We start from the raw sequence: 23,212 nt of genomic DNA, 5'->3' as shown, positions 1-23,212 counted from the left end.
GGTTACTTCATCTTATGCACCGGAAGAAGCTGGGGCAGAGGGCGTTTGCCCTCTTTTTTGTTTCTCCGGGTAAAAATGGGCAGCCGGGAGGAGGACGACTATGCAGCTCTTCGTGCTGTACTCCGGGCGGGATAAAGAGACGGATTCTGTCATGAGACGGGAACTGGATCTCCTGAACATTCCGCATGGGGAGAAGCTTCCGGACAAGACGCCTGTGAGAATCGCAGCCTGGGGCAAATTATCGGCGGAACAGGCGCGGGATTTGGCCGCAATGCCCCGGCGCGCTCTGCTCCAGCCTCCGGAAGCGGTCTCGCTGGCGGTGAGGGAAGAGGACGCGAGGATGCAGCTTGCCGTACACGGCATCCGGACGATCCATGGCTCCCGGGGTGATACGGAGCCCGGCCGCTTCGATCGCGGCATTCGCCGGGGAGGGGGGCCTTATTCCTACGAATACCGCATACCGGTTTTCCATATGGAGGCCCTTGCCGTTTACCGGCAGAAAAACAACCTGCTGCTTCTTCCGGGCTCGGCCGGAACCGAGCCGTCCGGCTTTCAGGAAGTGAGCCTGGAGCAGCAGACGTTTCACACCCAGCGCGCCGTCCGCGAGTCGGTCAAGGCGGTGTACGCGCTCGGCCTCGACTACGGCCTCGTGCATGTCGCGATCGAGCCGTCCGGCAGGACGCTCGTGCTGCGCGTAGATCCTTCGCCGCGGCCGGACCAGCCGCTGGCGGCGCTCTTTGCGCACGCCATCGGGCGCTACGCCGTGCAGCTCTCGCAGGAGCTGGCGCGGACGGAGCCGGCGGTACTCGGGAGCGATCCCGAGTTTCTGCTGGTTAATCCGCGCGGCAAAGTCGTATCCGCCTCCAAGTATCTGGAGCGGGAAGGCCAGGTCGGCTGCGACGCGATCGTGCTCAGCGGTCACCGCGTCATTCTGCCGCTGGCCGAGCTGCGGCCGCAGCCGAGCAGCGAACCGGCGCAGCTGGCCGCCAACCTGCGCCGGACGATGCGTACGGCCGCGCGCAAGATCGGCGACGACAGCCTCGCCTGGATCGCCGGCGGCATGCCGCTGCCGGGCTTTCCGCTTGGCGGGCATGTGCATTTCAGCCGCTGCTGGCTGAATTCGCACCTGCTGCGCGCGCTGGATAACTACCTGGCGCTCCCTCTTATGATGATCGAGGGAGAGACGACCGCGCTGCGCCGACCGCGATACGGACTGCTGGGGGATTACCGCCGGCAGCGGCACGGCGGGTTCGAGTACCGGACGCTTCCGAGCTGGCTGGTTTCGCCCGAAATCGCCCTCGGCGTGTTCGCGCTTGCGCGGATTATCGCAGACCGTTATTTCGAGCTGGACCAAAGGCCGCTGGACGATATGGAGGCTCAGGAGAATTATTATGCCGGCAATAAGCCGGGCTTGGCGGATGCGGCGGAAAGCGTATGGGCCGATCTCGAGAAACAGCCCATGTACGGGGAATTCGCAAGGTATTTGCGTCCGCTGAGGGAACAGTCGCGGCGAATGGAGGGCTGGCAGGAACTCGCCGATTTCCGGAGGAGCTGGAAAATCGGTCCCTACGGACGGAAACAGGATGCCGCGCAGGAAAACATGCTATAATAGAAGAATCATAGACAGCCTTATCCGCTGAACGTTTCGTCGGAGGTTTAGAATGACTCAATACACACCCATGATCCAACAGTATCTGGCAATCAAGGCTCAGGTGCCGGATGCTTTTTTGTTTTTCCGTTTGGGAGATTTCTATGAATTGTTTTTCGAAGACGCCATCAACGCTTCCCGCGAGCTGGAAATAACCTTGACGGGGCGCGGCGGCGGCACGGAAGAACGGATCCCCATGTGCGGGGTTCCCTATCATTCCGCGGACAATTATATTTCCCGTCTCATAGAGAAAGGCTACAAGGCCGCCATCTGCGAGCAGGTCGAAGACCCTTCCGCAGCCAAAGGCGTCGTCCGCCGGGAAATTGTCCGGATCGTGACGCCGGGCACCGTGATGGACGGCAAGACGCTCGGAGACGCGAGCAACAATTACATAGCGGCCGTTGCACAGGTCGGCGGCCGGTACGGCTTCAGCGCCTGCGACGTGTCCACCGGAGAATTGTATGCAACCTCTCTGTCGGACTCGTTCCAAATGCTGATCGACGAGCTGAACGCGTACGCTCCTGCTGAGATTATCGGGGACGGACCGCTTCTTGACCGGGTCCGGAACCAGATTCCGCTTACGGCGAAGTCCACGGTGTTTACGGCGTGGGAGCGGGCGGCGGACGACAAGCTCGCGCCGCAGTTCGGAGAAGGGGCGACCGGGAAGCTGGACGCCTCCGCAAGACGCGTCGTTTCGCTACTTTTGGCCTACTTGCATGAAACGCAGAAACAGAGCTTGACCCATATCAAAGAAATCCGCGCCTACTCGCCCCAGCAGTATATGACGATGGATCCTTTCACACGCCGCAATCTTGAGCTGGTGGAAACGGTCCGGGAACGCAGCCGTAAGGGGTCGCTCCTGTGGCTGCTTGACGAAACGGTCACCGCCATGGGCGCCCGCATGCTGCGCCGTTGGATCGAGAAACCGCTGATGCAGGCCGATGCGATCCGCAGCCGGCATGACGCGGTGGAGACGCTGTACAAACAGTTTATTTTGCGCGACGATCTTCGCACAGTTTTGAAAGAAGTGTACGATCTGGAGCGGCTCGTCGCCCGGATGGCCTACGGAAGCGCAAACGCGCGGGACATGATCGCGCTCCGGGTTTCGCTGGAGCAGGTGCCCCGTCTGAAGGACGTATGCGCCGGTGCGGGCGCCCGTGTTCTCGAACGGCTTGTCGACGAAATGGACCCCTGCTCCGACATCTCGGAGATGATTCTCGGAGCCATCGAAGACGAACCGCCTGTGTCCGTACGCGACGGAGGCATGATCCGCGAAGGCTATCACGACTACCTGGATCAGCTCCGCGAAGCGAGCACCAACGGGAAGAAGTGGATCGCCGAGCTCGAAAGAAGCGAGCGCGAGGCGACCGGCATCAAGTCGCTCAAAGTCGGCTATAACAAAGTGTTCGGTTACTACATCGAGGTAACCAAGGCCAACGTGGGGGCCCTTCCCGAAGGGCGTTACGAGCGAAAGCAGACACTCGCGAACGCCGAACGCTTCGTCACTCCTGAGTTGAAGGAGAAAGAAGCGCTTATTCTCGAAGCGGAGGACAAACGCACCGATCTGGAATACGAGCTGTTCGTGCAGCTTCGCGAACGGATTTCCTCGCAGATCGGACGCCTCCAGAAGCTGGCCGAGGCGATAGCGGAGCTGGACGTGTACCAGTCGCTGGCTGCGGTGAGCGCGTCCAACCGGTTTATCCGTCCGGAGATCGGCGACGGCTACGATCTGCACATCGAAGAAGGCAGGCATCCGGTCGTCGAGGCGGTGCTGGAAAGCGGGGCGTTCATCGAGAACGAAACGAAGCTCACCGCCGGCGACGGAAACATGCTGCTGATTACCGGCCCGAACATGGCGGGTAAAAGCACGTATATGCGCCAGGTTGCCGTTATCTGCCTGATGGCGCAGATCGGCTGCTTCGTACCGGCAAGCGGCGCGAAGATTCCGATCATCGACCGTATTTTCACGCGGATCGGTGCAGCCGACGACCTGATCGGCGGCCAGAGCACGTTCATGGTGGAGATGATGGACATTCAGGTGATGACGGAGAAGGCGACCGAGCGCAGCCTCGTCATTATCGACGAGCTGGGCCGGGGAACCTCGACAGGAGAAGGCATGGCGATCGCTCAGGCGGTCATCGAGTTCCTCCATCACGAGATCGGGTGCAAAACGCTCGTCTCCACACACTTTCACGAGCTGGCCCATCTGGAAGAAAGTCTTCCGCAGCTGCGGAATTACTGCATGGCCGTCAAGGAAAGCGGGCAGCAGGTTACGTTCCTGCGCAAGCTGATCCGGGGCGCGGCCAGTACGAGCTACGGCATCTACTGCGCCCAGATCGCGGGTCTGCCTGACGGGATTATATCCCGCTCGTACGAGCTTTTGCAGACTTTCGAGGCGCGAGCGGCAGCCGAAGGGCCGGAACCGGGAGCCGGGTCATCCGGCGGGGGCGTTCTGACGGGGGCGCCTGCGGCCCGTACGTCCGCGAATGCATCCGGAGCCGGGGAGGCGAGCGTTCCTTACGGTGCGCCGGAGGAAGCGGCTTCCCAGCGCTCCGCCGTAGAGCAGCTGAGCTTTTTCGAGGAGGCGAAGCCGGTCCGGGCACAAGCGGCTTCCGCCAAGCCGGACCCGCAGACGCAAGCGGTCATCGAGGAACTTAAAGCGCTGGATCTGCTAAACATAACGCCGCTTCAGGCAATTAACGTCATTTACGAGCTGAAGAAAAAACTACAGAACTGACAGCGCAAAACCGTTTTTTTCCAACTAAATGATTCTCGACAAGATGACGCACGAAGCCGGGATTAAGCGATACCTAGGGTCCGCCTCCGTATTCCTGTCGCATCGTATCTTAATAAAAGGGTGATTATGAATGGGTTTTCCCGGTATTCGTAAATTAAAAACGGCCGCAACCGCCGCAGTGTTGTTCGGTGCGGTAATCCCTGCTTCGGCATGGGCTCAGGAGAGCGCGCAGACAACGGATGAAGTAAGACAAGTACTCGGCCAATACCATGTAAGCGGGATTACGGCCGGTGAGCTTAAAGGTCTGAGCATTGCCGACATGCTGAAAAAAATTAACGCCAAGGACCCGTACACAACGTACTTCACGAAAGAACAGCTGGAAAAATTTACGGACAGTCTGGAAAACAATTATTACGGAATCGGCGCCCAGATGGGTTACGACGATATCGGCGTGTACGCGGACAAGATTTTCGATGGATCGCCTGCGGAGAAGGGCGGACTAAAAAAAGGCGATTACATTCTGAAAGTCGCCGGCGTTTCCACGCAAGGGAAGAACTTGAGCGAAGTGGTAAGCGGTGTTCTCGGCCCCGAAGGAACCAAAATCGAACTGACGGTCAAGCGTGACGGCAAAGAGCTGAACCTGACTTTAACCCGGGCGAAAATACATCTGCCGAACGTGGAGGGCTACCTCATAACGCCAAGCACCGGCTACATTAAAATCGACAGCTTCTCAAGCGATGCCGATGAAATCTTCGATGCGACGTTTTCGGCCCTGCAAAAAATGGGCATGAAATCGCTGGTCATCGATTTGCGCGATAACCCGGGCGGTCTCGTGGAATCGGCGCAGAATATCGCCTCCAAGTTCATCAAGGAAGGCGTCTTCGCCCATACGAAAAACCGTAACAACGAAGATACGCCTCTGCAAATCAAAGGCGGGACGACTCAGAACCTTCCGGTATTCATGCTGCTGAACGAAAACAGCGCCAGCGCTTCCGAAATGCTTGCCGGTGCCCTGAGAGACTATGGAGTTGCCGAGGTTATCGGGATGAAGAGCTACGGCAAGGGGAGCATGCAGAGCTTGCACAGTCTCAGCGACGAAAGCGCCGTGAAGGTGACCTTCGAAGAATATTTGACGCCCAAAATGAAGCCGGTCAACGGAGTCGGCATTGCGCCCGACATCGAAGCGGACGGCTATACGGCCCAGCTCATTACGGCCCTGCGCAAAGCGGGAACGAATTCCTTCCAGGTGCGGGTAACCAAGCATGACGTAACCGTCAATCAGGTGGAAGTGACGGAGCCGTACAGACCGATCCGCGAAGGAGGCCGCGTATTCGTCGCTTCCCGTACGCTGGCGGCCCTGATCGGCGCCGATATCAAGTGGAATCAGACCGCGCAGGCCGTTAACATAAGCACGGGCAAAGGAATTCACACATTCGCGATGTCGCCCGACACCCTTCTGCTTAAGAACGGGACGAGCTACATCAATCTGGATAAATTCGACGATATCTATCCGCAGCTGCACTGGGAGGATGCCGATAATCTTTTGCAGTTGGAAACGGAGAAGGAGTAGGTTAAGATGGGCAAAATTCGGCTTCTTGACGAGCATATCGCCAACCAAATCGCAGCTGGCGAAGTAGTAGAGCGTCCGGCATCGGTCGTGAAGGAACTGGTAGAGAACTCCATTGACGCCGGAAGCAGCCGCATCGATGTCGTGGCGGAAGAAGGCGGATTGCAGCTCATCCGTGTAACCGATAACGGTTCCGGAATTGAGAGCGAGGATTGCGAGCTGGCTTTCTACCGCCATGCGACGAGCAAAATTCAGTCTGGCAAAGATCTATTTTCCATCCGCACTTTGGGATTTCGAGGTGAGGCGCTCCCTAGTATCGCGGCCGTTTCCAAGACGGAATTCGTGACGTCGACGGACGGCAGCGGTCTCGGGCGCAAGCTTGCCGTAGAAGGCGGGGACGTCGTAACGCAGGAAGAAACGTCCGCCCGCAAAGGGACGGATATTTCGGTCAAAGAGCTGTTTTATAACACTCCTGCACGGCTGAAATATATGAAAACCATCCAGACGGAGCTGGGTCATATTTCCGACTATATGTACCGGCTCGCGCTGGCGCACCCGGAAATCGCTTTTACCTTGAAGCATAACGGCAACAGTCTGCTGCAAACTCTCGGCGGAGGCGACCTGCTTCAAGTTATCGCGGGCGTGTACGGGTCGGCTGTCGGCAAGCAGATGATCGCGGTCGGAGGAGAGAGCCTGGATTACAAAATTTCCGGCTACATCTCCCGTCCCGAGCTGAACCGGGCGAACCGCAGCGCCATGTCCATTATGGTGAACGGCCGGTACGTGCGGAGCTTTGCCGTGCAGCATGCCATTATGAACGGATTCCATACGCTTCTTCCGATCAATCGTTTTCCGGTGGTCGTTCTGCATATTGAGATGGACCCTTCTCTTGTAGATGTAAACGTGCATCCTTCCAAGCTTGAAGTCCGTTTCAGCAAAGAGCCGGAGCTGGTAAAAATGATCGAGGACATGATCAAAGAAGCTTTGGGGCGTCAGGTTCTTATTCCGAAAGGCGTTCAGGCTTCCGCACGGATCAAGGAATCGTTCGTTCAGGAGACGATGACGCTGTACCGGCCGGAGGCCGACCCCCTGCTGAAGCAGGGAATTACACCGGCGCAGTGGAGAGAACAGCTGTCCGTCCCCGCGGATGGACAAGCTCCGGCTTCCGCGGACAACCGCGAAGGGGCCGGGGAAGGGCGTGACACCGCCCAGGAGGCGGACGAGCGCCGGCGCAGCCTGGCTTCGCTCGACTCGCTTGCTCCGCCCGATGCCGCCGGCGAAAGCGGAGCCGGATCGGCAGGCTCCGCGGCAGAGACCGGCGCACCGGACGGCGACGGCGGGCGGGAGCGGCAGCTCCCCGCTGACGGAACAACCCGCGCTCAGGCCGGGGCCGAAACGGCGCACAGGCCACCGGGCGGCGCGGCGCAGGACGCCGGCAGCGAAGCCGCGGGCTCGTCCGGGCCGGGCGCGGCGGGCCATCGGCGCTCAGGCTCCGCCTCGGACGCGGCAGTCCCGGGCGGCGTGTCCACGGCTGCCGCGCAGCATGCGGGAGCTTCCCGCCTGCGCGAGCCGCAATCCCGGCCGTCCGCAGTGGAGCCCTACGGCGCTCCGGACGGCTCCGGGGCCGCCGCCACGGGAGGCCGGACCGGCCGCGCACCGGCGCAGGACGACCGGCCATACTCCCGCGAAGCGGCGGGGAGCCTGCTTGCCGCGCTGCCTACGCGCAGCGACAAGGAAGCGCTCAAGCGGCCGGATTTCCCGTCGCTTTCGCCGATCGGCCAGCTGCACGGCACGTATTTGCTCGCCCAGAACGAAGCGGGCTTTTATATGATCGACCAGCATGCCGCCCACGAGCGGATTAATTACGAATACTACTACACCAAGTTCGGAGAACCCCAGGAAGCCAGCCAAGAGCTTCTTGTTCCGATCCCGCTGGAGTTTACTTCGGCGGATTTTCAAGCCCTTCGGGACAAGCTGCCGCTTTTGGAGCAGGTAGGCGTTTATTTGGAAGCTTTTGGGGGTAATACGTACCTGGTGAGAGCCTACCCGCACTGGTTTCCGGCAGGAGACGAGCAGGCGATCGTAGAGGAAATGTGCGAATGGATTTTGACGGAGCGCAAGGGAGTGGACTTGTCCAAGCTGCGTGAAAAATCATCCACGCTATGTTCCTGCAAAGCTTCGATCAAAGCCAACCAGAGTCTGAGTACCGCGGAAATGGAAGCGCTGCTTGACCGCTTGGGCGGATGCGGCAATCCTTATACGTGTCCTCACGGCAGACCGATCGTCATTTCGTTTTCGACCTACGAGCTGGAGAAAATGTTCAAACGCGTCATGTAAAAGTTGGTATCCATCCGCTTGATTGAAGCGGCAAATGCACTGATGCAGCGCGCTTTCCGGCCTGCTGCCTGCTTAAGACGATGCGAACACGCGTTTTGACGTGCGGAAAGTCTTTGTGATATGGTGTACATGTCCTTTGGCGGAACGGGCGACCGTCCCGTCATCGGTTTAAAACTCGCTAACGGATAATGAGGGAATGTTGTGCTTGTAACCACATCTTACGACCCAGCCTCCGAAGACGTGGACAAAGCGATCGCCGCAGCCCGGACGCTGGACGGCCGCTTTGTACCGCGAAAACGGCAGACGCTTTCCGGATTGCGTACGCGTTTCGGAGAAAACGAAATCCTTCTGATTACGAAGGAAGGCTTAAAATATGACTTCGGCGGTCCTCACGCGCTCTTTTTCCATCCGAGCATGGCCTTGGTCCGCTACAAACGGCTTCGGCAGGGTTCTTCCGATCCGCTTCTTCAATTGTCGGGAGCGGACCGCGGCGATGCCGTTGTAGATTGCACGGCCGGACTCGCTTCCGATTCGATCCTTTTTTCCCTCGCAGTGGGGGAAGAAGGCTCCGTAACGGCTTGGGAACATGGCCGGATTCTGGCTTATTTGCTCGAGCAGGGCCTCACGTCCTACCGGACGGGAGAAGCCGAATTCGACGCCGCTATGAAGCGCGTCGCCATCCGGCAGGGAGATCATCTTGACGGGCTGCGCGCCATGCAGGACAACAGCTGCGACATCGTGTATTTCGATCCGATGTTCCGGGCGCCGATCCGGGAGTCTTCGGGTTTGTCGCCTCTGCGCAGTGCGGCGGACGACCGCCCTCTGGAAGCGGCCGCGGTGGAAGAAGCCCGGCGTGTCGCCCGGCGCTGCGTCATCCTCAAGGAAGGCCGGCAAAGCGGAGAATTCGAGCGGCTCGGTTTCCGGGAGACTGTCCCTACGGGCAGCAAGCTGGCATACGGGGTGATCCGATGCTGAACAGCCCAGGCGCCAAACCGAAGCTGCTTGTTCTGATCGGCCCCACTGCGGTCGGCAAAACAAAGCTGAGCCTTGAAATAGCGGAGCGGTGGAACTGCGAGATCCTTTCCGGGGATTCCATGCAGGTCTACAGAGGGATGGATATCGGGACCGCGAAAGCGACGCCCGAAGAGAGGGCCGCAATCCCTCATCATATGATCGATATTCACGATCCCGGTTACCCTTACTCCGTAGCCGAGTTTCAGCAGCGCGTCAGGCAGCTTGTGCCTGAGATTACGGAGCGGGGGAAACTGCCTTTTCTCGTCGGCGGGACGGGACTCTACGTGGAATCCGTCTGCTACGAGTATCAGTTTCTGGAAGCCGGGGCGGACGAGGAATTCCGCCTCCAGAAGAATCGGTTCGCGGAGGAGCATGGAGATGAAGCTCTCCACCGGACGCTTGCCGAGGTGGACCCGGATTCCGCGCTTAAGCTGCATCCCAACGACCGGCGGCGCGTCATCCGCGCGCTGGAAGTGTATCATCTGACGGGAAAACCGTTATCGGCCCATAACGCCGCCCAGAAAAAAGAATCCCCTTACGAACTATGTATAGTCGGACTGACCATGGACCGTCAGCTGCTGTACGGGCGCATCGAAGAGAGAATCGACATCATGATGGCCGAAGGGCTGGTTGATGAAGTGAAAAGGCTGCTCGAAAGCGGAGTCCCCCGCCAATCGGTTGCGATGCAGGGCCTCGGCTACAAGGAAATGGTCTCTTACCTGGACGGGGAGATCTCCTTGGAAAGAGCGGTCGAACTCTTGAAACGGGACACGAGACACTTTGCCAAAAGGCAGCTTTCCTGGTTCCGTCACATGAAGGATATCCAGTGGTTAGACGTCACGGATACCGCAAACTTTTCTGGGCATCTCGAACATTTCCATGCTATAATAACAGGAAAGTTTGTACACGATAACGAATATAATGCATAAGCAAACGCTTGCTTTTAGACTTGGCTTAGTTTGATTATGTTAAGGGGGACCTTCTGATGAAACAATCGATCAATATTCAGGACAATTTTCTGAACCAGCTCCGTAAAGAAAGCATTCCCGTTACCGTATACTTGACCAACGGGTTTCAAATCAGAGGGTTGATCCGCGCTTTTGACAACTTTACGATCATTATCGACAGCGACGGCAGACAGCAAATGGTGTACAAGCACGCGATCTCCACATTTACGCCTCAGCGTTCCGTATCTTTGATGCCGGCGCCTGAGCAGTCTGCTGCCGAGTAAGCAGTCGGCAACTTTTTGTTTACCTGCTTCGTCTAAATTAAAGAACCGTCCGGAACAACCTTATTTTATAGGGTTGTTCTTTTACTAGGTTGACACTTTTGCAAGGCAGCCTGCCCGAGAGAGAGCCATGCACAGAAAGAGAGGGAGCGTTGATGGCAGCAAGCAGTAAAACGCCTTCGAAAGGCAAGAAACCGAAAAAAAAGGGGAATGCGGCGAAGGTTATATTGGGTGTGATTATTGCCGCCCTTCTCGCGCTTATATGCGCGATGAGCATTTATTTAGTCGTTTATTTGAATGGTCTTAAAATCCTTAATGCGAACATAGACAAACTGGACGATGCCCTGGGCGCTTCGGTTATTTATGATGCCGACAAACAGGAAATCGCCAAGGTCATTAAGGAGAACCGCGAGAACGTCAAGTTCGACCAGTTTCCGAAGCAGCTCGTGAATGCTTTCGTGGCGACGGAAGACCGCCGCTTTTTCGAACATGCCGGGGTTGATTTCTGGTCGCTCGGCCGTGCGGTCGTCAAAGACGTTATCGCCCGGAGCGCAGTCGAGGGGGGCAGTACGATCACCCAGCAGCTCGCGAAGAACGTATTCCTGAACTCGGATAAGACGTTTTTCCGCAAAGGGACCGAGATGTCCATCGCGCTGGCCATCGACAATCAGTATACCAAGGAACAAATCCTGGAGAAATATCTCAACCGGATTTACTTCGGCAGCCAGGCTTACGGGGTAAAAGCGGCGGCGATACGGTATTTCGGCGTGTCCGATCTCAACCAGCTTCAATTGTGGCAAATCGCAACATTGGCCGGTCTTCCGAAAGCACCTTCGAAGTATTCGCCGATCTCGGATCCCGAGGCGTCCAAAGACCGCAGAGGCGTCGTTCTCAGACTTATGGCGGATCAAGGGTTGATCACCGAAGAGGAACGCGCCCAGGCGGCGGCGGTCGATTACGATCCTAAAGCCCAGACACCGGTTGCGCAAAGCAACCTGTTCCCGAGCTTCCGTGACTACGTCATCAAAGAAGCTTACGATTTATATGGGGTCACGGACGAACAGATCTCGAACGGCGGGTATAAAATTTATACGACGCTGAACAGCACGGCTCAGAAGGCAATGGATAAGGCGTACACGAACGCGAAGCTGTTCCAGCCGGACGGACCGGAGCAGCCGATGCAGAGCTCAATGGTCATTGTCGATAACGCCAGCGGCGGAATCGTCGCCATGACAGGCGGCCGGGACTATAAATCGGGAACGTGGAACCGTGCGTATAAGCCGCGGCAGCCGGGCTCCTCGTTTAAACCGCTGGTTGTTTACGCACCTGCGATCGAGAAGAAGGGTTACCTGCCTACGTCCATTCTGGACGACACGAAACAGGAATTCGGCAAATACGCCCCGAAAAACTATGACGGGCAGTACCTGGGCCAAGTCGATATGACCTATGCGATCAAGAAATCCAAAAACATTCCGGCCGTATGGACGTTAAGCAAAATCGGCATCAACACCGGTAAAGACTTCGCCAAGCAGCTCGGCATTACGTTCGACGAAAACGACAATAATCTGGCCATCGCCCTGGGCGGTATGACCAAAGGGGAGTCTCCGCTGCAGATGGCGCAAGCCTATGCGGCCTTTGCGAACAACGGCGTTTATAATCAGGGACACGCGATCTTGAAAATCGAGAAAAGCGACGGAACCGTAATCGATTATAAAGCCGATCCGAAGAAAGTGATGAGCGAGAAAACATCCTGGTACATGACCCAAATGATGAGAGAAGTCGTATCCAGCGGCGGAACGGGTGTAAAAGCGGATTTCGGTCGTCCTCTCGCCGGTAAAACAGGTTCGACCCAGCTGGATTTGAAGGGGCTGGAATCCCACTACCGCGATATCTGGTTCGTCGGTTATACGCCTCAGTGGACCGGAGCTGTCTGGGCCGGTTTCGACAAGACGGATTCGAAGCACTATATTCGCAAAAATTATTCGGACCGCGCCAACATGGTCTTTAGCGCCGTCATGGCCGAAGCGATGAAGGGCATTCCTGTAAAAGATTTCGAGCGTCCAAGCGGAGGCAAACAAATCGAGCAGGAGAAGCCTCCGGTCCAAGAGAAGAAGAGCGTGACGGACTTGAGAGCGGGCTGGCAAAACAGCGGCGTGCGCTTGAGCTGGACGGCTGCCGAAGGAACAAGCGCCTACCAGGTCTTCCGCAAAGGCCCGGGGGAAACAGACTTCAGCCAGCTTACGCCTTCCAACTCAACGGAATACATGGATCAAACCGTCCAGCCCGGCGGCACTTACGAGTACTATGTCGTTCCGGCCAACGGAGACGCCGCAGGGGTTCAATCCAACGTTGCGTCCGTTACCATTCCGGGAACGGAGCCGACTCCGACGCCATCCAATCCGGACGGCAATAACAACGGAGAAAACGGCAATGGAAACAATAACGGGAATGGCAATGGGAATGCAAACGGCAATAACAACGGCAACGGAAACGGGAATAACAACGGAAATGGAAATGGAAACGGCAATCCCGGCAAAGATAAAGACAAAGATAAAAATCCGGGCAATACGGGCAGCGGCACAGGAAACGGCGGCAGTTCCGGCGGAACTGTTTCTCCGACACCGCCCCCATCGCCGTCTGAACCGGCAGGATCGGGAACCTCGGGTTCCAGAGACGGTGACCGGCAGCAAAATAACGGCTAGCAGCCGTACATTCAACATCCCTTACTTAACAGGTAAGGGGTGTTTTTTTATGAGCTGAAAATAGATGTAAATTATTTCAATTCGCCTCTTGTATTTCTTATTAATCCCAGTATAATACTAGGTATAAGGTGTTGAAGGAGCTGATGGTCATGCGAACCCCCTCTGTACAAGAATGGTCCCGTAAATGGGTAGATGATCATCTGGACCTGTATAATTACGCCGGCTCTCTTGGAGATACAGAGTGGCAGCAAGCGATAATGGAAATGCTCAAGTTCAGAGACATTTACGTCCAGCAGGAAATTCGGGCGAGGTTGAGACAAGATCTTTGGAAGATGTATGATTCGATCAATCTGAAAATGCTGGAGCTGTTCGAACAGCTGAGGCAAAGCAAGGACAGCACTCAGATTGAAACGATCCGGGAGCAAGTATGGGTTCTTAAATCGCAGAGGATTGAAATATCGAAGAAAATATTAGCGGTCAAGTAAGACTAGCATGTTTTGAAGTCATTCGGCTTCTTACGGCAGAAAGCCTTAAAAAGGCAAAAAAAAAGACATGCGGTCGTCCGCTCTGCCGAGATGATGCTCCTACTCATTGTGGGATGAATAGGGGATTCAGTTAGAAAGTCCGGATTACATAGACATTTGTTTCATTTCGCTCATCATCTTCATCATCATCGTCATTTTCTCGTCGCACTCTTGCATTTTGCCCATCATCATGTCCATATCCATATTCATTTCAGACATCATATTCATTTGCATCATGCTGTCCATCATGGATTTCATGGTGTTCATTTTGCACATCATTTCATCCATACACATGGTCATCATCATTTGCATGCACATTTTTTCCATCTTTGTCGCCTCCTTTCTCTATCAAATTTTTACTACTCTAGTAAGATACCCCATTTACCAATAAAAGACAAGCCATATCGGACAATTCGGCAGAAATATTTCTGTCTTTTTTTGGTTTTTAACAGAATTGTCAAGATATCCGGGTCCGGACAGCAAAAAACTGACGAGAGAATGTCTCTTCGTCAGTTCTTATCGTTAACTTCCTGCCGGTATCGGCTCAACCGTTAACGACGGTGCCGCCGTTGACGTGAAGAATTTGCCCCGACATATAGGAAGAGTCGTCCGAAGCAAGGAAGACGTAGCTCGGAGCGAGCTCCTCGGGCTGTCCGGCTCTTTGCATAGGAGTATCCGAACCGAAAGCAGCTACCTTGTCCTCCGTAAAGGTGGAAGGAATAAGAGGTGTCCAGATCGGTCCCGGTGCTACGCCGTTTACGCGGATCCCTTTTTCGATTACGGATTGGGAGAGCGCGCGGGTAAACGAAACGATGGCCCCTTTGGTGGACGAGTAGTCGATCAGCGTCGGGTTTCCTTTATAAGCGGTGATGGAAGCCGTGTTGATAACGGCGCTTCCTCTTTTTAGATGAGGGAGAGCCGCCTTCGTAAGGAAGAACATCGAGAAAATGTTGGTCCGGAACGTTTTTTCGAGCTGCTCCGCCGTAATATCTTCAAGGCTGTTCTGCGGATGCTGCTCCGCCGCGTTATTGACGAGAATGTCGAGCTTGCCGAGCCCGCTGACAGTCTGGTCGATCACCTTTTTACAGAAGGATTCGTCTCCGAGGTCTCCGGGAATCAGAAGGCATTTGCGGCCCTCCTGCTCTACAAGGGACTTGGTTTTCTCTGCATCCGAATGCTCGCTTAAGTAAACGATGGCGACGTCCGCCCCTTCTTGTGCGTAAGCCACGGCGACTGCCCGTCCGATCCCGCTGTCACCGCCGGTAATGAGCGCGACCTTGCCTTTAAGCTTGCCGGCCGGCCTGTATTTGCTGTCCTCGAATTGCGGCTGAGGAGTCATTTGCGTCTCAATACCGGGTTGATTGTTCTGATGCTGCGGCGGGAATGTCTGCTTCTGCTCATTGTTCGTCGTCATGAAAACCGTCTCCTTTCTGTTTTTAGCTTACCTTTCACGGAAAAATCAACCTTGCTGCAAAACCCTGTAATGGTACTTGAATTCGGGTTGGAATCCTGCGCTTTCATACAAATGAAGCGCGGCCGCGTTGTCCTGCAGTACCTGCAGAAAGACCGACCGGGCGCCGCTGTCGGCACACCAGGCAGCCAAATGAGCCAGCAGGGCTTTCGCGAAGCCTTGTCCCCGGCGGTCTTCCCAGACAATGATATTGGACAGAATCGCCCGGCCGCCGGAGGCGTGGGCCGTACCCAGAGCGACGGTCTCTCCATCGTCCGACATCAGACGGACGAAGACCTTCGGAGCGGGCATGCGTTCCAGCAGACCTTCGTAGAAGGGGCGAGCTTCCTCGGCGTGACCTTCCAGCAGCATGTAATCTTCCATCCATGCCGGGTCCGGGGCCGCAAGCAGCTCGGCGGCGACGTCGGTACGGTCTTGATGCGGACGCAGCCTCGCGTTCATTTCCGCTGCCGGAGCCATCATGCCGAGGCAGGGGGCGGTAACGATGCCGCCTTTGTCTGCCAGCATGAGATCCAGCTCCGGCGGAGACGAATCGCTGATATGAAACACGGCTGGCAGCCCGCGGTCCGAATAGAAGCGGCGTATCCGCTCGTACCAGTCCGGATCATCCGGCAGGTCTCCGACGGCAAGCACGCTGTTCGCGCGCTTCGTAAACCCGCCCGACGCTCTCAAGCGCCAATGGCCAAGCGCTTCACTTTCTTCCGGCGGCCACTGGTCCGCGGCCCATTTTTCCAAAGCAAGCCAATCCGTCTTCGTGTTCATCGGGTCATCTCCTTGACCTAACTCGTCTTTACCACACAGGGGAAACAATTAAACGAGCCGGCATTTTATAAACATGCATAGTTATGTATAAAAATACATGGTTCTTACTTTTTATTCAAGCATTTACAGGATCAGATCCGCCGCCGGCATGAAAATATCTTTTTCGACAAAAATGATTTAAAATAAAAGAAAAACGCTGTGGAGGTCCCTATGCTGTTTATCGACAATCAATCCATTACAAAACCGCAAATCAATTTGGCGATAGAGGAATATGCACTCAAAAATTTGCCTGCAGACGAAACCTATCTGCTTTTTTACATAAACGAGCCTTCGATTATTATTGGGAAAAATCAGAATACGGTGGAGGAAATCAATACGGAGTATGTGGAACAGAACGGGATTCACGTCGTTAGACGTTTGTCGGGTGGCGGAGCCGTTTATCACGATCACGGCAATCTGAATTTCAGCTTCATCACCAAGGATGACGGCGAATCGTTCCATAACTTCCGTAAATTCACGGAGCCGGTTGTACAAGCCCTGCGCAAGCTGGGGGTGGATGCCGACCTGAGCGGACGCAACGATATTCAGGTGGGAGAACGCAAAATTTCGGGCAACGCCATGTTCGCGACGAAAGGACGCTTGTTCAGCCATGGAACGCTGCTTTTTCAGTCGGATATCGAGCATGTCGTTTCGGCGCTCCGGGTCAAAGCGGACAAAATTCAATCCAAAGGCATCAAATCCATCCGCAGCCGTGTCGCCAACATTACGGAATTCCTTAAGAAGCCCATGACCGTCGAAGAATTCAGACAAGAGCTTCTGGAAAATATTTTCGGTATGAGCGCGTCGGAAGTGCCTCAGTATGTTTTAACGGAGAAGGACTGGAAGGCGATCCACGAGCTTTCGGCGGAGCGCTACGGCAACTGGGATTGGAATTACGGCAAATCGCCGAAAAGCGAGCTCGTCAATTCCAAACGTTTTCCGGTGGGAACGATTGATGTACGGATGAATCTGGAGGAAGGCCGCATCGGTAAAATGAAAATTTACGGGGACTTCTTCGGGGTCAAAGATGTCGAGGAAATCGAACGCCTGCTTACCGGCGTGAAGTACGATACCCAGTCGCTGGAACAGGCTCTCGAGGGGACGGATATTACCGCCTATTTCGGCGCAGTCGGCAAGGAAGAATTTATCGGGCTGCTGACTTTGAAAGGAGAGGAGGCGTAATGCCTCGTCTCTCCCGCAAATCATCGCCTCCGGCGGCATGTCCCCAGTGCAGCGGCAAGAAGTACATTTCTTTTAACTGGGCCCGGTTCCAGCACGGCCACGATGCCGAGTCGAAGCAGGTGCAGCGGGCACTCAAGATCGAGAGACAGCTGAAGCACGGCTGGGAATACGCATGCGAAAATTGCGGCAGCAGATGGTACCTGGGCAGGGACGGCATTATGATGTCGTATATTCACCCTTCCAAAGCCGGGCTGGTGGAGCATTGGAATGCGGGCACCTACGAGGTATCCGGTGAAATTTGGGACGAGCTGAAGAAAATCGGGGCCTCGGCTCAAGGCAGCATCGCAGGCGGCCGGACTTCCGCGGAAGTTCCCTGCCGAGTGACGACCGTGCGCGGCGAAACGTTCGACATGGCGTACGTCAGTTTTCAAAGCCGGCCCCCGATTGATTTGTGGCAGGACGGCCGCCGTATCCGTTTTTGCGACGAGGTCGCAAGCGTGGAGCCGTCTCCTTATACGCTTCCGGCCGATGTCCGGCTGGCCACGTCCTGGGCGCAGGAGATCCGGATGGGCTACGCGCCTACTGCGGTTCAGGCGCCTGACGGCCATCTTTTCCAGCTGAACTGGGCGAACGATTTTTTTGCCTCGGGGCCCTATAAGGGAGAAGATCTGAGGCTTACCGACTTGGCCGGGGATTGGGATCAGGCGGACATGGCAGGCGTGCCTTCGGAGTATATCCTCTACTTTGTCGCGGATTGGCGTGCCGATCTGGATTCGCTTTATTTGGACGCGGCAGGGAGCCGAGCTTCGAAGCAAATATCCGCGGCGCCGGAGGAAGACGAAAATCGTGACGCTTCGGCAGAGGATGACTCCGGTCGGTTGGAGCAGGCTGACGGCACGGAAGAGCGCGATTGATGACTTCGTTAAGCCGGTAAAAATCTGACGCGAGCCTGTTTTTGAAGTGAATATATTGAGGAAAGAGGGGCGGAGGCGCCCCTCTTATTTTTGGTTAAACCGAAAATGGTCCGGCTTTTTCATGAAACTTTTGCGATAAGGAAAAGGAAAGCTTAAACCCGGTTTAAACCTGTTTAAGGGGCGTTCTAAAAGTCAATAGAATATTCTATAGTTTTCGGGGCTTTGGAAGTAACCGTTTCAACAATCCCCCGGTCATATTGAACCTCTCTTATATAAATGGATTTGTAATATTGTTTATAAATATCGGTCTGACGAACCTGTGTTGAATAGGGAACGTATTGGACGGCTCCATAATAATCCCGATGAAAAGGCACTGTTTCGGGTGCCGTGTACACCTTGGAATCCGGCCACGTATAAACGGATTCTCCCGAAGCGTTTCCGGTTACGGCCAGCTTTACAAGACCGGCGATACCGCTGTTGTATACTCCGCTAATGTCCAGAGAAGCGCTTATTTGCTTAGGCTCGGTTATGGTATTGCTGCTGCCGCGAGCGGTGGAGACTAGAAAAACGTCATTTTCTCTCTGGCTAGGCTTCAAGCCGATTATGCTCGTTCCCGCGTTGGAGTATACGGAGTGATCGTAAACTTCGGAAATTTGTTCCGTCGGCGGCAGGGAGGGATTACTTTGCAGGTTAAGGCTCTTTTGTTTACGCTTGGGATCTGTATATTGAACGGCCGCATCCGTAATTCCCCGGTGCCCGGAGAGAATACTGAACGTGCTGAACCGGATACCGGTCGCGGCATCCGTATACTCGGATTCTATAGCTGCTGGGTAAGCCGTAGGGACCGGAGAGACTGCCGGAGCGGCCGCCGCAAGCAATGCCGAAATTAATTTGTTCACGGATTCACTTCCCCATAAAAAGATGAATACACAAGGCGACTTTAACATGAATTCCAGTATATGGCAATTATATGGAAATTGGTGGTTGGTTTGGATACCCGGCACCCGGGTCGCCAGCCTCCCTTAAAATACACGCCCGTCCAGCCGCCAAGTTTGTTGCATGACCGCGTTCCTTCCCTGCATATAATTACGAAAGAGGTGAGGAGAATGGACGCAACTTCAAGACGAATAACGGTCAGAAGCAATTCACAGATCAATATTGTGTTCAACAGTCAAGAGGCTGCGCCACTTATACAGGAACCGGAAAGCACGACTTTGGACATCCAATCCGAAACGTTCAACGAAACGCTTAAGGAACTGAACACGATGATCGGCCTGCAGGAAGTGAAAGATCTTATTTATCAAATGTACGCTACCCTGCATATCAACAAGTTGAGAAGCGCAGCCGGACTTAAAGATAATTCGCAGGTTTACCATATGATTTTTAAAGGCAATCCGGGGACGGGAAAAACGACCGTGGCGAGAATACTGGCCAAGTTGTTTAAAAGCCTGGGAGTTCTTAGCAAAGGTCATTTGATCGAGGTGGAACGTGCCGATCTTGTCGGAGAATATATCGGGCATACGGCCATCAAAACGAGGGATTTGATTAAAAAAGCGCTCGGCGGCATTCTTTTTATCGATGAAGCCTATAGTCTGGCAAGGGGCGGGGAAAAGGATTTCGGCAAGGAGGCTATCGACTGTCTCGTAAAAAGCCTGGAAGATCACAAAAATGATTTTATATTGATCCTCGCCGGGTATCCCGACGAAATCGATTATTTTTTATCAACAAATCCGGGGCTGCCTTCGCGTTTTCCGATTCAGGTTGATTTTACGGATTACAATGTGGATCAGCTTATTCAAATCGCGGAATTGATGATCAACGAGCGTGACTACACGATGCGCCTCGAATCGGTCAATAAACTGAGGGACATCATTATTATGGAAAAGGAAACGAGCCTTAACTTCAATAATGCGCGGTTCGTACGCAACGTGATTGAGAAATCGATCAGAAATCAGGCGGTCCGGTTATTAAGCCGCTACAAAAAGCCGTCCAAGCAGGACCTGATGGAGATCCTGCCTCAAGATGTAACGGCGGCGGAAAATAAGCTTAAAATGGAGTACGGCGTTTCTTAAATCAACGAAATGGGGAATGTACGGCTTAAGCGGCGTCGTAGGCTGACATGAAGACCGCCGACTAAGGCTAGGAAGCACGATCCGTACAGACAAGGGCGAAAAAACTTATCTGCAAAAAGATAAGTTTTTTTATTTGGCAGCCGTTTTTGCTTTTCCGCCTTACATCCGTCTTAACACTGCGGGAAAAGACCCCATATAGGCGATGAAATGAAGAGACCTCGCCGGACACGAAAGAAATTGGTGAATACCTTTGTAAAAAAGGTAATAATGAGAGATAATGATGATTTAGATCCCCTAACGAGCCTATAATTCCCACCAATATGGCGATACATATACCCAGAAGGAGACATTGCATGAAACAAACAGGACATGAAGTCAGAACCGGAATGAAAGACCGCGCTATTCTTGTGAGTCTGGTCACGGATAAAATGAAAAAGCATGAAGAACTCGTGGCTTACTCTCTGCAAGAACTGATCCAGCTCGCGGAAACGGCCGGCGTCGAAGTGCTGGAAACGCTGACGCAGAACCGGGAAAGCGCCGATACGAAATGGTTTATCGGCAAAGGCAAGGTCGAAGAGCTGAAGGCCCTGATCGATGAGCACCAGGCGACGACGGCGATCTTCGATCAGGAGCTGTCGGGCGCGCAGGTCCGCAACCTGGAGGAATCGCTGGACGTCAAAATTATCGACCGGACGCAGCTGATCCTCGATATTTTTGCCGGACGCGCCCGCACCCGCGAAGGGATCGTGCAGGTGGAGCTGGCGCAGCTGAGCTACCTGCTTCCGCGGCTTTCGGGCCACGGGAAGAACTTGTCCCGTCTCGGCGGGGGCATCGGGACAAGAGGTCCCGGCGAGTCCAAGCTGGAGACGGACCGCCGTCACATCCGCGGACGCATCAGCGAGCTGAAGGCGCACCTTCAGGAGATGGTCCGCCACCGCACGCTGCACCGCGAACGCCGGCGCAAAACCGGTGTCTACCAGGTGGCTCTCGTGGGGTACACGAACTCGGGTAAATCGACCCTGCTGCGCCAATTGACCGACGCGGATGTGTACGTGCAGAACGAGCTGTTCGCCACGCTCGATCCGACTTCCCGCACGCTGGAGCTTCCGAGCGGCAAGGAGGTCGTGCTGACCGATACGGTAGGATTTATCCAGAATCTGCCCCACGATGTGGTAGCGGCATTCCGGGCCACCCTGGAAGAAGCCTGCGAAGCCGATTTTCTGCTTCACGTCGTGGACAGCTCCAGCCCGATGCGCGAGGAGCAGATGCGGGTAGTGAATGAAGTGCTCGGCGATTTGGGCGCGAGCGGCAAGCCCCAGGCGGTGCTTTTTAACAAGATCGACTTGTGCACGGAGCAGGAGCTTCAAATGCTGACGACGAACCTGCCGCACTTGCGGATCTCCGCCTATGACGAGGAAGACCAGGAAAGAGTAAGACTCCTGATTCAGGAAACGCTGATGGGAGACAGCCGCACGTTCCGTATTCCTGCGGATAAGGGAGATATGATCGCTCTTGTGTACCGGGTAGGCGACGTGGCGGAAAGCGGGGCGGAGGAAGATGTACTGACGTTCCGGGTGAACATTAACAAGGATGATTACGATAAAGTGCAGTATCTGCTTGCTCCTTACGAGGTTAAGGAAGAGAAGGACAGGCAGGATAAGCAGGGAGAATAAGGGAGAGGGAACGGACGATATGCAATTTGATTCAGACATCATGGCTATTATGGAACAGGCGGAAGAAGGCGTTCAGCCGCGCTTCCGTGAGATTGAACGGACGATCGACCACAACCAGTGGAAGGTTATCGCCGCTTTTCAAAACCAGGGCATAAGCGATTATCATTTCGCTTCTTCTACGGGTTACGGCTACAACGACAGAGGACGCGAGCTGCTGGATCTCGTGTACGCGGAAGTGTTCGGCGCGGAGGCCGCGCTCGTGCGTCCTCATTTCGTATCGGGGACCCATACGATCGGCACGGCGCTTTTCGGCGTATTACGGCCGGGGGACGAGCTGGTTTACATCACGGGCAAGCCTTACGATACGCTGCATAAAGTAATCGGGAAGCCGGGAGACGGCACCGGTTCTCTCCAGGACTTCGGAATCGGCTACCGGGAAGTTCCCCTCCTGGCTGACGGCTCCCTCGACGAAGCCGGCATCCGTGCGGCGATTACGCCGAAAACGAAAGTCATCGGTATCCAGCGTTCGAGAGGATACGACTGGCGGGCGTCGTTTACCGTTGCGGCCATCGGGGAAATGGTGGAGCTTGTGAAAAGCATCCGTTCGGACCTGATCGTATTCGTCGACAACTGCTACGGCGAATTTACCGAACGGCTGGAGCCGAATCAAGTCGGAGCCGATCTCATAGCCGGGTCTTTGATCAAGAACCCGGGAGGCGGGCTTGCGGCTTCGGGCGGTTATATCGCCGGCCGCACAGAGCTAGTCGAGATGGCGGCCTACCGGCTGACGGCGCCGGGAATCGGCGGCGAAGTCGGAGCCATGCTGGGAACGACCCGCTCGCTGTATCAGGGGCTGTTCCTGGCTCCCCATCTCGTCGGACAAGCCGTAAAAGGCTCTGTGGTCGCCGCTGCCGTTTTCGAGCAGCTCGGCTTCAAAACCCGGCCGAGACCGGAAGATCCCCGCACGGATCTGATTCAGGCGATCGAGTTCACGAGCGCCGAGCATCTAATCACGTTCGTGCAGGGGGTTCAGCGGGCATCGGCGGTAGACGCGCATGTGACGCCGGAGCCGTGGGATATGCCGGGGTACGAACACCCGGTCATTATGGCGGCGGGCACCTTCATCCAAGGGGGAAGCCTGGAATTGTCCGCAGACGCGCCGATCCGGGAGCCGTATATCGCCTACATGCAGGGCGGTTTGACCTATTCCCACTGTAAGCTTGGCGTGCTGACGGCTTTACAGCACATGAAGGAGCGGGGCCTGCTATAAACGTCATGTGAGGTTCGGGCAAAAGCAGAAGGATAATCCGCGGAAAACGGAAAAAAAACAGACATTTCGGCT

At 55.3% G+C, this 23,212-nt stretch carries 18 protein-coding genes; 14 read left to right on the top strand and 4 right to left on the bottom strand.

The window, feature by feature from the left end; genetic code table 11:
- Positions 1–100 precede the first annotated feature (100 nt).
- The 9 genes from ACI48J_RS16300 (at position 101) to ACI48J_RS16260 (ending at position 13,718) form a co-directional block, all read left to right on the top strand.
- Positions 101–1,609, top strand: a complete 1,509-nt coding sequence (locus ACI48J_RS16300) for a putative amidoligase domain-containing protein (RefSeq protein WP_405079271.1) — start codon at positions 101–103, stop codon at positions 1,607–1,609.
- Between the two features lie 52 nt (positions 1,610–1,661).
- Positions 1,662–4,385 carry a DNA mismatch repair protein MutS gene (mutS, locus tag ACI48J_RS16295; protein ID WP_405079270.1) on the top strand — a complete coding sequence of 908 codons (2,724 nt, stop codon included), beginning with the start codon at positions 1,662–1,664 and terminating at the stop codon, positions 4,383–4,385.
- A gap of 130 nt (positions 4,386–4,515) precedes the next feature.
- On the top strand, positions 4,516–5,955 hold the full coding sequence (locus ACI48J_RS16290) for a S41 family peptidase (RefSeq protein ID WP_405079269.1): 1,440 nt from the start codon (positions 4,516–4,518) through the stop codon (positions 5,953–5,955).
- 6 nt (positions 5,956–5,961) lie between these two features.
- Positions 5,962–8,289, top strand: coding sequence for a DNA mismatch repair endonuclease MutL (mutL, locus tag ACI48J_RS16285; protein ID WP_405079267.1), 2,328 nt, complete (start codon positions 5,962–5,964; stop codon positions 8,287–8,289).
- Positions 8,290–8,490: 201 nt separating this feature from the next.
- Positions 8,491–9,264: a class I SAM-dependent methyltransferase gene (locus ACI48J_RS16280; protein ID WP_405079265.1), complete on the top strand. Its 774-nt coding sequence runs from the start codon at positions 8,491–8,493 to the stop codon at positions 9,262–9,264.
- Positions 9,258–10,232, top strand: coding sequence for a tRNA (adenosine(37)-N6)-dimethylallyltransferase MiaA (miaA, locus tag ACI48J_RS16275; protein WP_405079263.1), 975 nt, complete (start codon positions 9,258–9,260; stop codon positions 10,230–10,232). Before ACI48J_RS16280 ends, miaA begins: the two co-directional genes overlap by 7 nt.
- Positions 10,233–10,288: 56 nt before the next feature.
- Positions 10,289–10,534 (top strand): RNA chaperone Hfq, encoded by a 246-nt coding sequence (hfq, locus tag ACI48J_RS16270; protein WP_009674373.1) that lies wholly within the window; start codon positions 10,289–10,291, stop codon positions 10,532–10,534.
- A 152-nt stretch (positions 10,535–10,686) separates the two neighbouring features.
- Positions 10,687–13,233, top strand: a complete 2,547-nt coding sequence (locus tag ACI48J_RS16265; protein WP_405079261.1) for a PBP1A family penicillin-binding protein — start codon at positions 10,687–10,689, stop codon at positions 13,231–13,233.
- Positions 13,234–13,382: 149 nt separating this feature from the next.
- A complete protein-coding gene (locus ACI48J_RS16260; RefSeq protein ID WP_405079260.1) occupies positions 13,383–13,718 on the top strand; it encodes a hypothetical protein in 336 nt (111 codons plus the stop codon).
- Between the two features lie 144 nt (positions 13,719–13,862).
- Here the strand turns inward: ACI48J_RS16260 and ACI48J_RS16255 are convergent, their stop codons facing one another.
- The 3 genes from ACI48J_RS16255 to ACI48J_RS16245 all read right to left on the bottom strand — a co-directional run bounded on the left by ACI48J_RS16255 (position 13,863) and on the right by ACI48J_RS16245 (position 15,990).
- Entirely contained in the window at positions 13,863–14,084 is a 222-nt protein-coding gene (locus ACI48J_RS16255; RefSeq protein ID WP_009674360.1) for a hypothetical protein, read from the bottom strand.
- 217 nt (positions 14,085–14,301) lie between these two features.
- Positions 14,302–15,171: an SDR family oxidoreductase gene (locus ACI48J_RS16250; RefSeq protein WP_405079258.1), complete on the bottom strand. Its 870-nt coding sequence runs from the start codon at positions 15,169–15,171 to the stop codon at positions 14,302–14,304.
- Between the two features lie 45 nt (positions 15,172–15,216).
- The gene (locus ACI48J_RS16245) at positions 15,217–15,990 is read right to left on the bottom strand and encodes a GNAT family N-acetyltransferase (protein WP_405079256.1); all 774 of its coding nucleotides are present in this window, start codon (positions 15,988–15,990) and stop codon (positions 15,217–15,219) included.
- Between the two features lie 210 nt (positions 15,991–16,200).
- On the opposite strand from ACI48J_RS16245, the gene ACI48J_RS16240 reads away from it, so the two are divergent.
- Both ACI48J_RS16240 and ACI48J_RS16235 read left to right on the top strand, forming a co-directional pair.
- Positions 16,201–17,211 (top strand): lipoate--protein ligase, encoded by a 1,011-nt coding sequence (locus ACI48J_RS16240; protein WP_405079254.1) that lies wholly within the window; start codon positions 16,201–16,203, stop codon positions 17,209–17,211.
- The gene (locus ACI48J_RS16235; protein ID WP_405079252.1) at positions 17,211–18,125 is read left to right on the top strand and encodes a hypothetical protein; all 915 of its coding nucleotides are present in this window, start codon (positions 17,211–17,213) and stop codon (positions 18,123–18,125) included. Before ACI48J_RS16240 ends, ACI48J_RS16235 begins: the two co-directional genes overlap by 1 nt.
- 185 nt (positions 18,126–18,310) lie before the next feature.
- Here ACI48J_RS16235 and ACI48J_RS16230 read toward each other — a convergent pair whose 3' ends face one another.
- Complete coding sequence (locus tag ACI48J_RS16230) at positions 18,311–19,024, bottom strand: hypothetical protein (protein ID WP_405079251.1); 714 nt, start codon at positions 19,022–19,024, stop codon at positions 18,311–18,313.
- A 207-nt stretch (positions 19,025–19,231) separates the two neighbouring features.
- On the opposite strand from ACI48J_RS16230, the gene ACI48J_RS16225 reads away from it, so the two are divergent.
- From ACI48J_RS16225 to ACI48J_RS16215, 3 genes are all read left to right on the top strand, one after another.
- Positions 19,232–20,197, top strand: a complete 966-nt coding sequence (locus tag ACI48J_RS16225; protein WP_326055180.1) for an AAA family ATPase — start codon at positions 19,232–19,234, stop codon at positions 20,195–20,197.
- Between the two features lie 353 nt (positions 20,198–20,550).
- On the top strand, positions 20,551–21,870 hold the full coding sequence (hflX, locus tag ACI48J_RS16220; protein WP_405079250.1) for a GTPase HflX: 1,320 nt from the start codon (positions 20,551–20,553) through the stop codon (positions 21,868–21,870).
- A gap of 19 nt (positions 21,871–21,889) precedes the next feature.
- Positions 21,890–23,140, top strand: coding sequence for an aminotransferase class I/II-fold pyridoxal phosphate-dependent enzyme (locus tag ACI48J_RS16215; protein ID WP_405079249.1), 1,251 nt, complete (start codon positions 21,890–21,892; stop codon positions 23,138–23,140).
- Positions 23,141–23,212 lie beyond the last annotated feature (72 nt).

It is taken from the genome of Paenibacillus chitinolyticus, assembly GCF_045038035.1.
Lineage (GTDB): Bacteria > Bacillota > Bacilli > Paenibacillales > NBRC-103111 > Paenibacillus_F > Paenibacillus_F chitinolyticus_A.
The sequence above is the reverse complement of the archived record's forward strand: the minus strand, read 5'-3'. Positions and strand labels throughout refer to the sequence as shown.

Bases quoted from the DNA above. Each gene is read 5' to 3' on its own strand.
- ACI48J_RS16240 (WP_405079254.1), top strand. From the start codon at position 16,201: ATGCTGTTTATCGACAATCAATCCATTACAAAACCGCAAATCAATTTG.
- ACI48J_RS16290 (WP_405079269.1), top strand. From the start codon at position 4,516: ATGGGTTTTCCCGGTATTCGTAAATTAAAAACGGCCGCAACCGCCGCA.
- miaA (WP_405079263.1), top strand. From the start codon at position 9,258: ATGCTGAACAGCCCAGGCGCCAAACCGAAGCTGCTTGTTCTGATCGGC.
- mutL (WP_405079267.1), top strand. From the start codon at position 5,962: ATGGGCAAAATTCGGCTTCTTGACGAGCATATCGCCAACCAAATCGCA.
- ACI48J_RS16225 (WP_326055180.1), top strand. From the start codon at position 19,232: ATGGACGCAACTTCAAGACGAATAACGGTCAGAAGCAATTCACAGATC.
- ACI48J_RS16235 (WP_405079252.1), top strand. From the start codon at position 17,211: ATGCCTCGTCTCTCCCGCAAATCATCGCCTCCGGCGGCATGTCCCCAG.
- ACI48J_RS16215 (WP_405079249.1), top strand. From the start codon at position 21,890: ATGCAATTTGATTCAGACATCATGGCTATTATGGAACAGGCGGAAGAA.
- ACI48J_RS16265 (WP_405079261.1), top strand. From the start codon at position 10,687: ATGGCAGCAAGCAGTAAAACGCCTTCGAAAGGCAAGAAACCGAAAAAA.
- hflX (WP_405079250.1), top strand. From the start codon at position 20,551: ATGAAACAAACAGGACATGAAGTCAGAACCGGAATGAAAGACCGCGCT.
- ACI48J_RS16260 (WP_405079260.1), top strand. From the start codon at position 13,383: ATGCGAACCCCCTCTGTACAAGAATGGTCCCGTAAATGGGTAGATGAT.
- hfq (WP_009674373.1), top strand. From the start codon at position 10,289: ATGAAACAATCGATCAATATTCAGGACAATTTTCTGAACCAGCTCCGT.
- ACI48J_RS16255 (WP_009674360.1), bottom strand. From the start codon at position 14,084: ATGGAAAAAATGTGCATGCAAATGATGATGACCATGTGTATGGATGAA.
- ACI48J_RS16250 (WP_405079258.1), bottom strand. From the start codon at position 15,171: ATGACGACGAACAATGAGCAGAAGCAGACATTCCCGCCGCAGCATCAG.
- mutS (WP_405079270.1), top strand. From the start codon at position 1,662: ATGACTCAATACACACCCATGATCCAACAGTATCTGGCAATCAAGGCT.
- ACI48J_RS16245 (WP_405079256.1), bottom strand. From the start codon at position 15,990: ATGAACACGAAGACGGATTGGCTTGCTTTGGAAAAATGGGCCGCGGAC.
- ACI48J_RS16300 (WP_405079271.1), top strand. From the start codon at position 101: ATGCAGCTCTTCGTGCTGTACTCCGGGCGGGATAAAGAGACGGATTCT.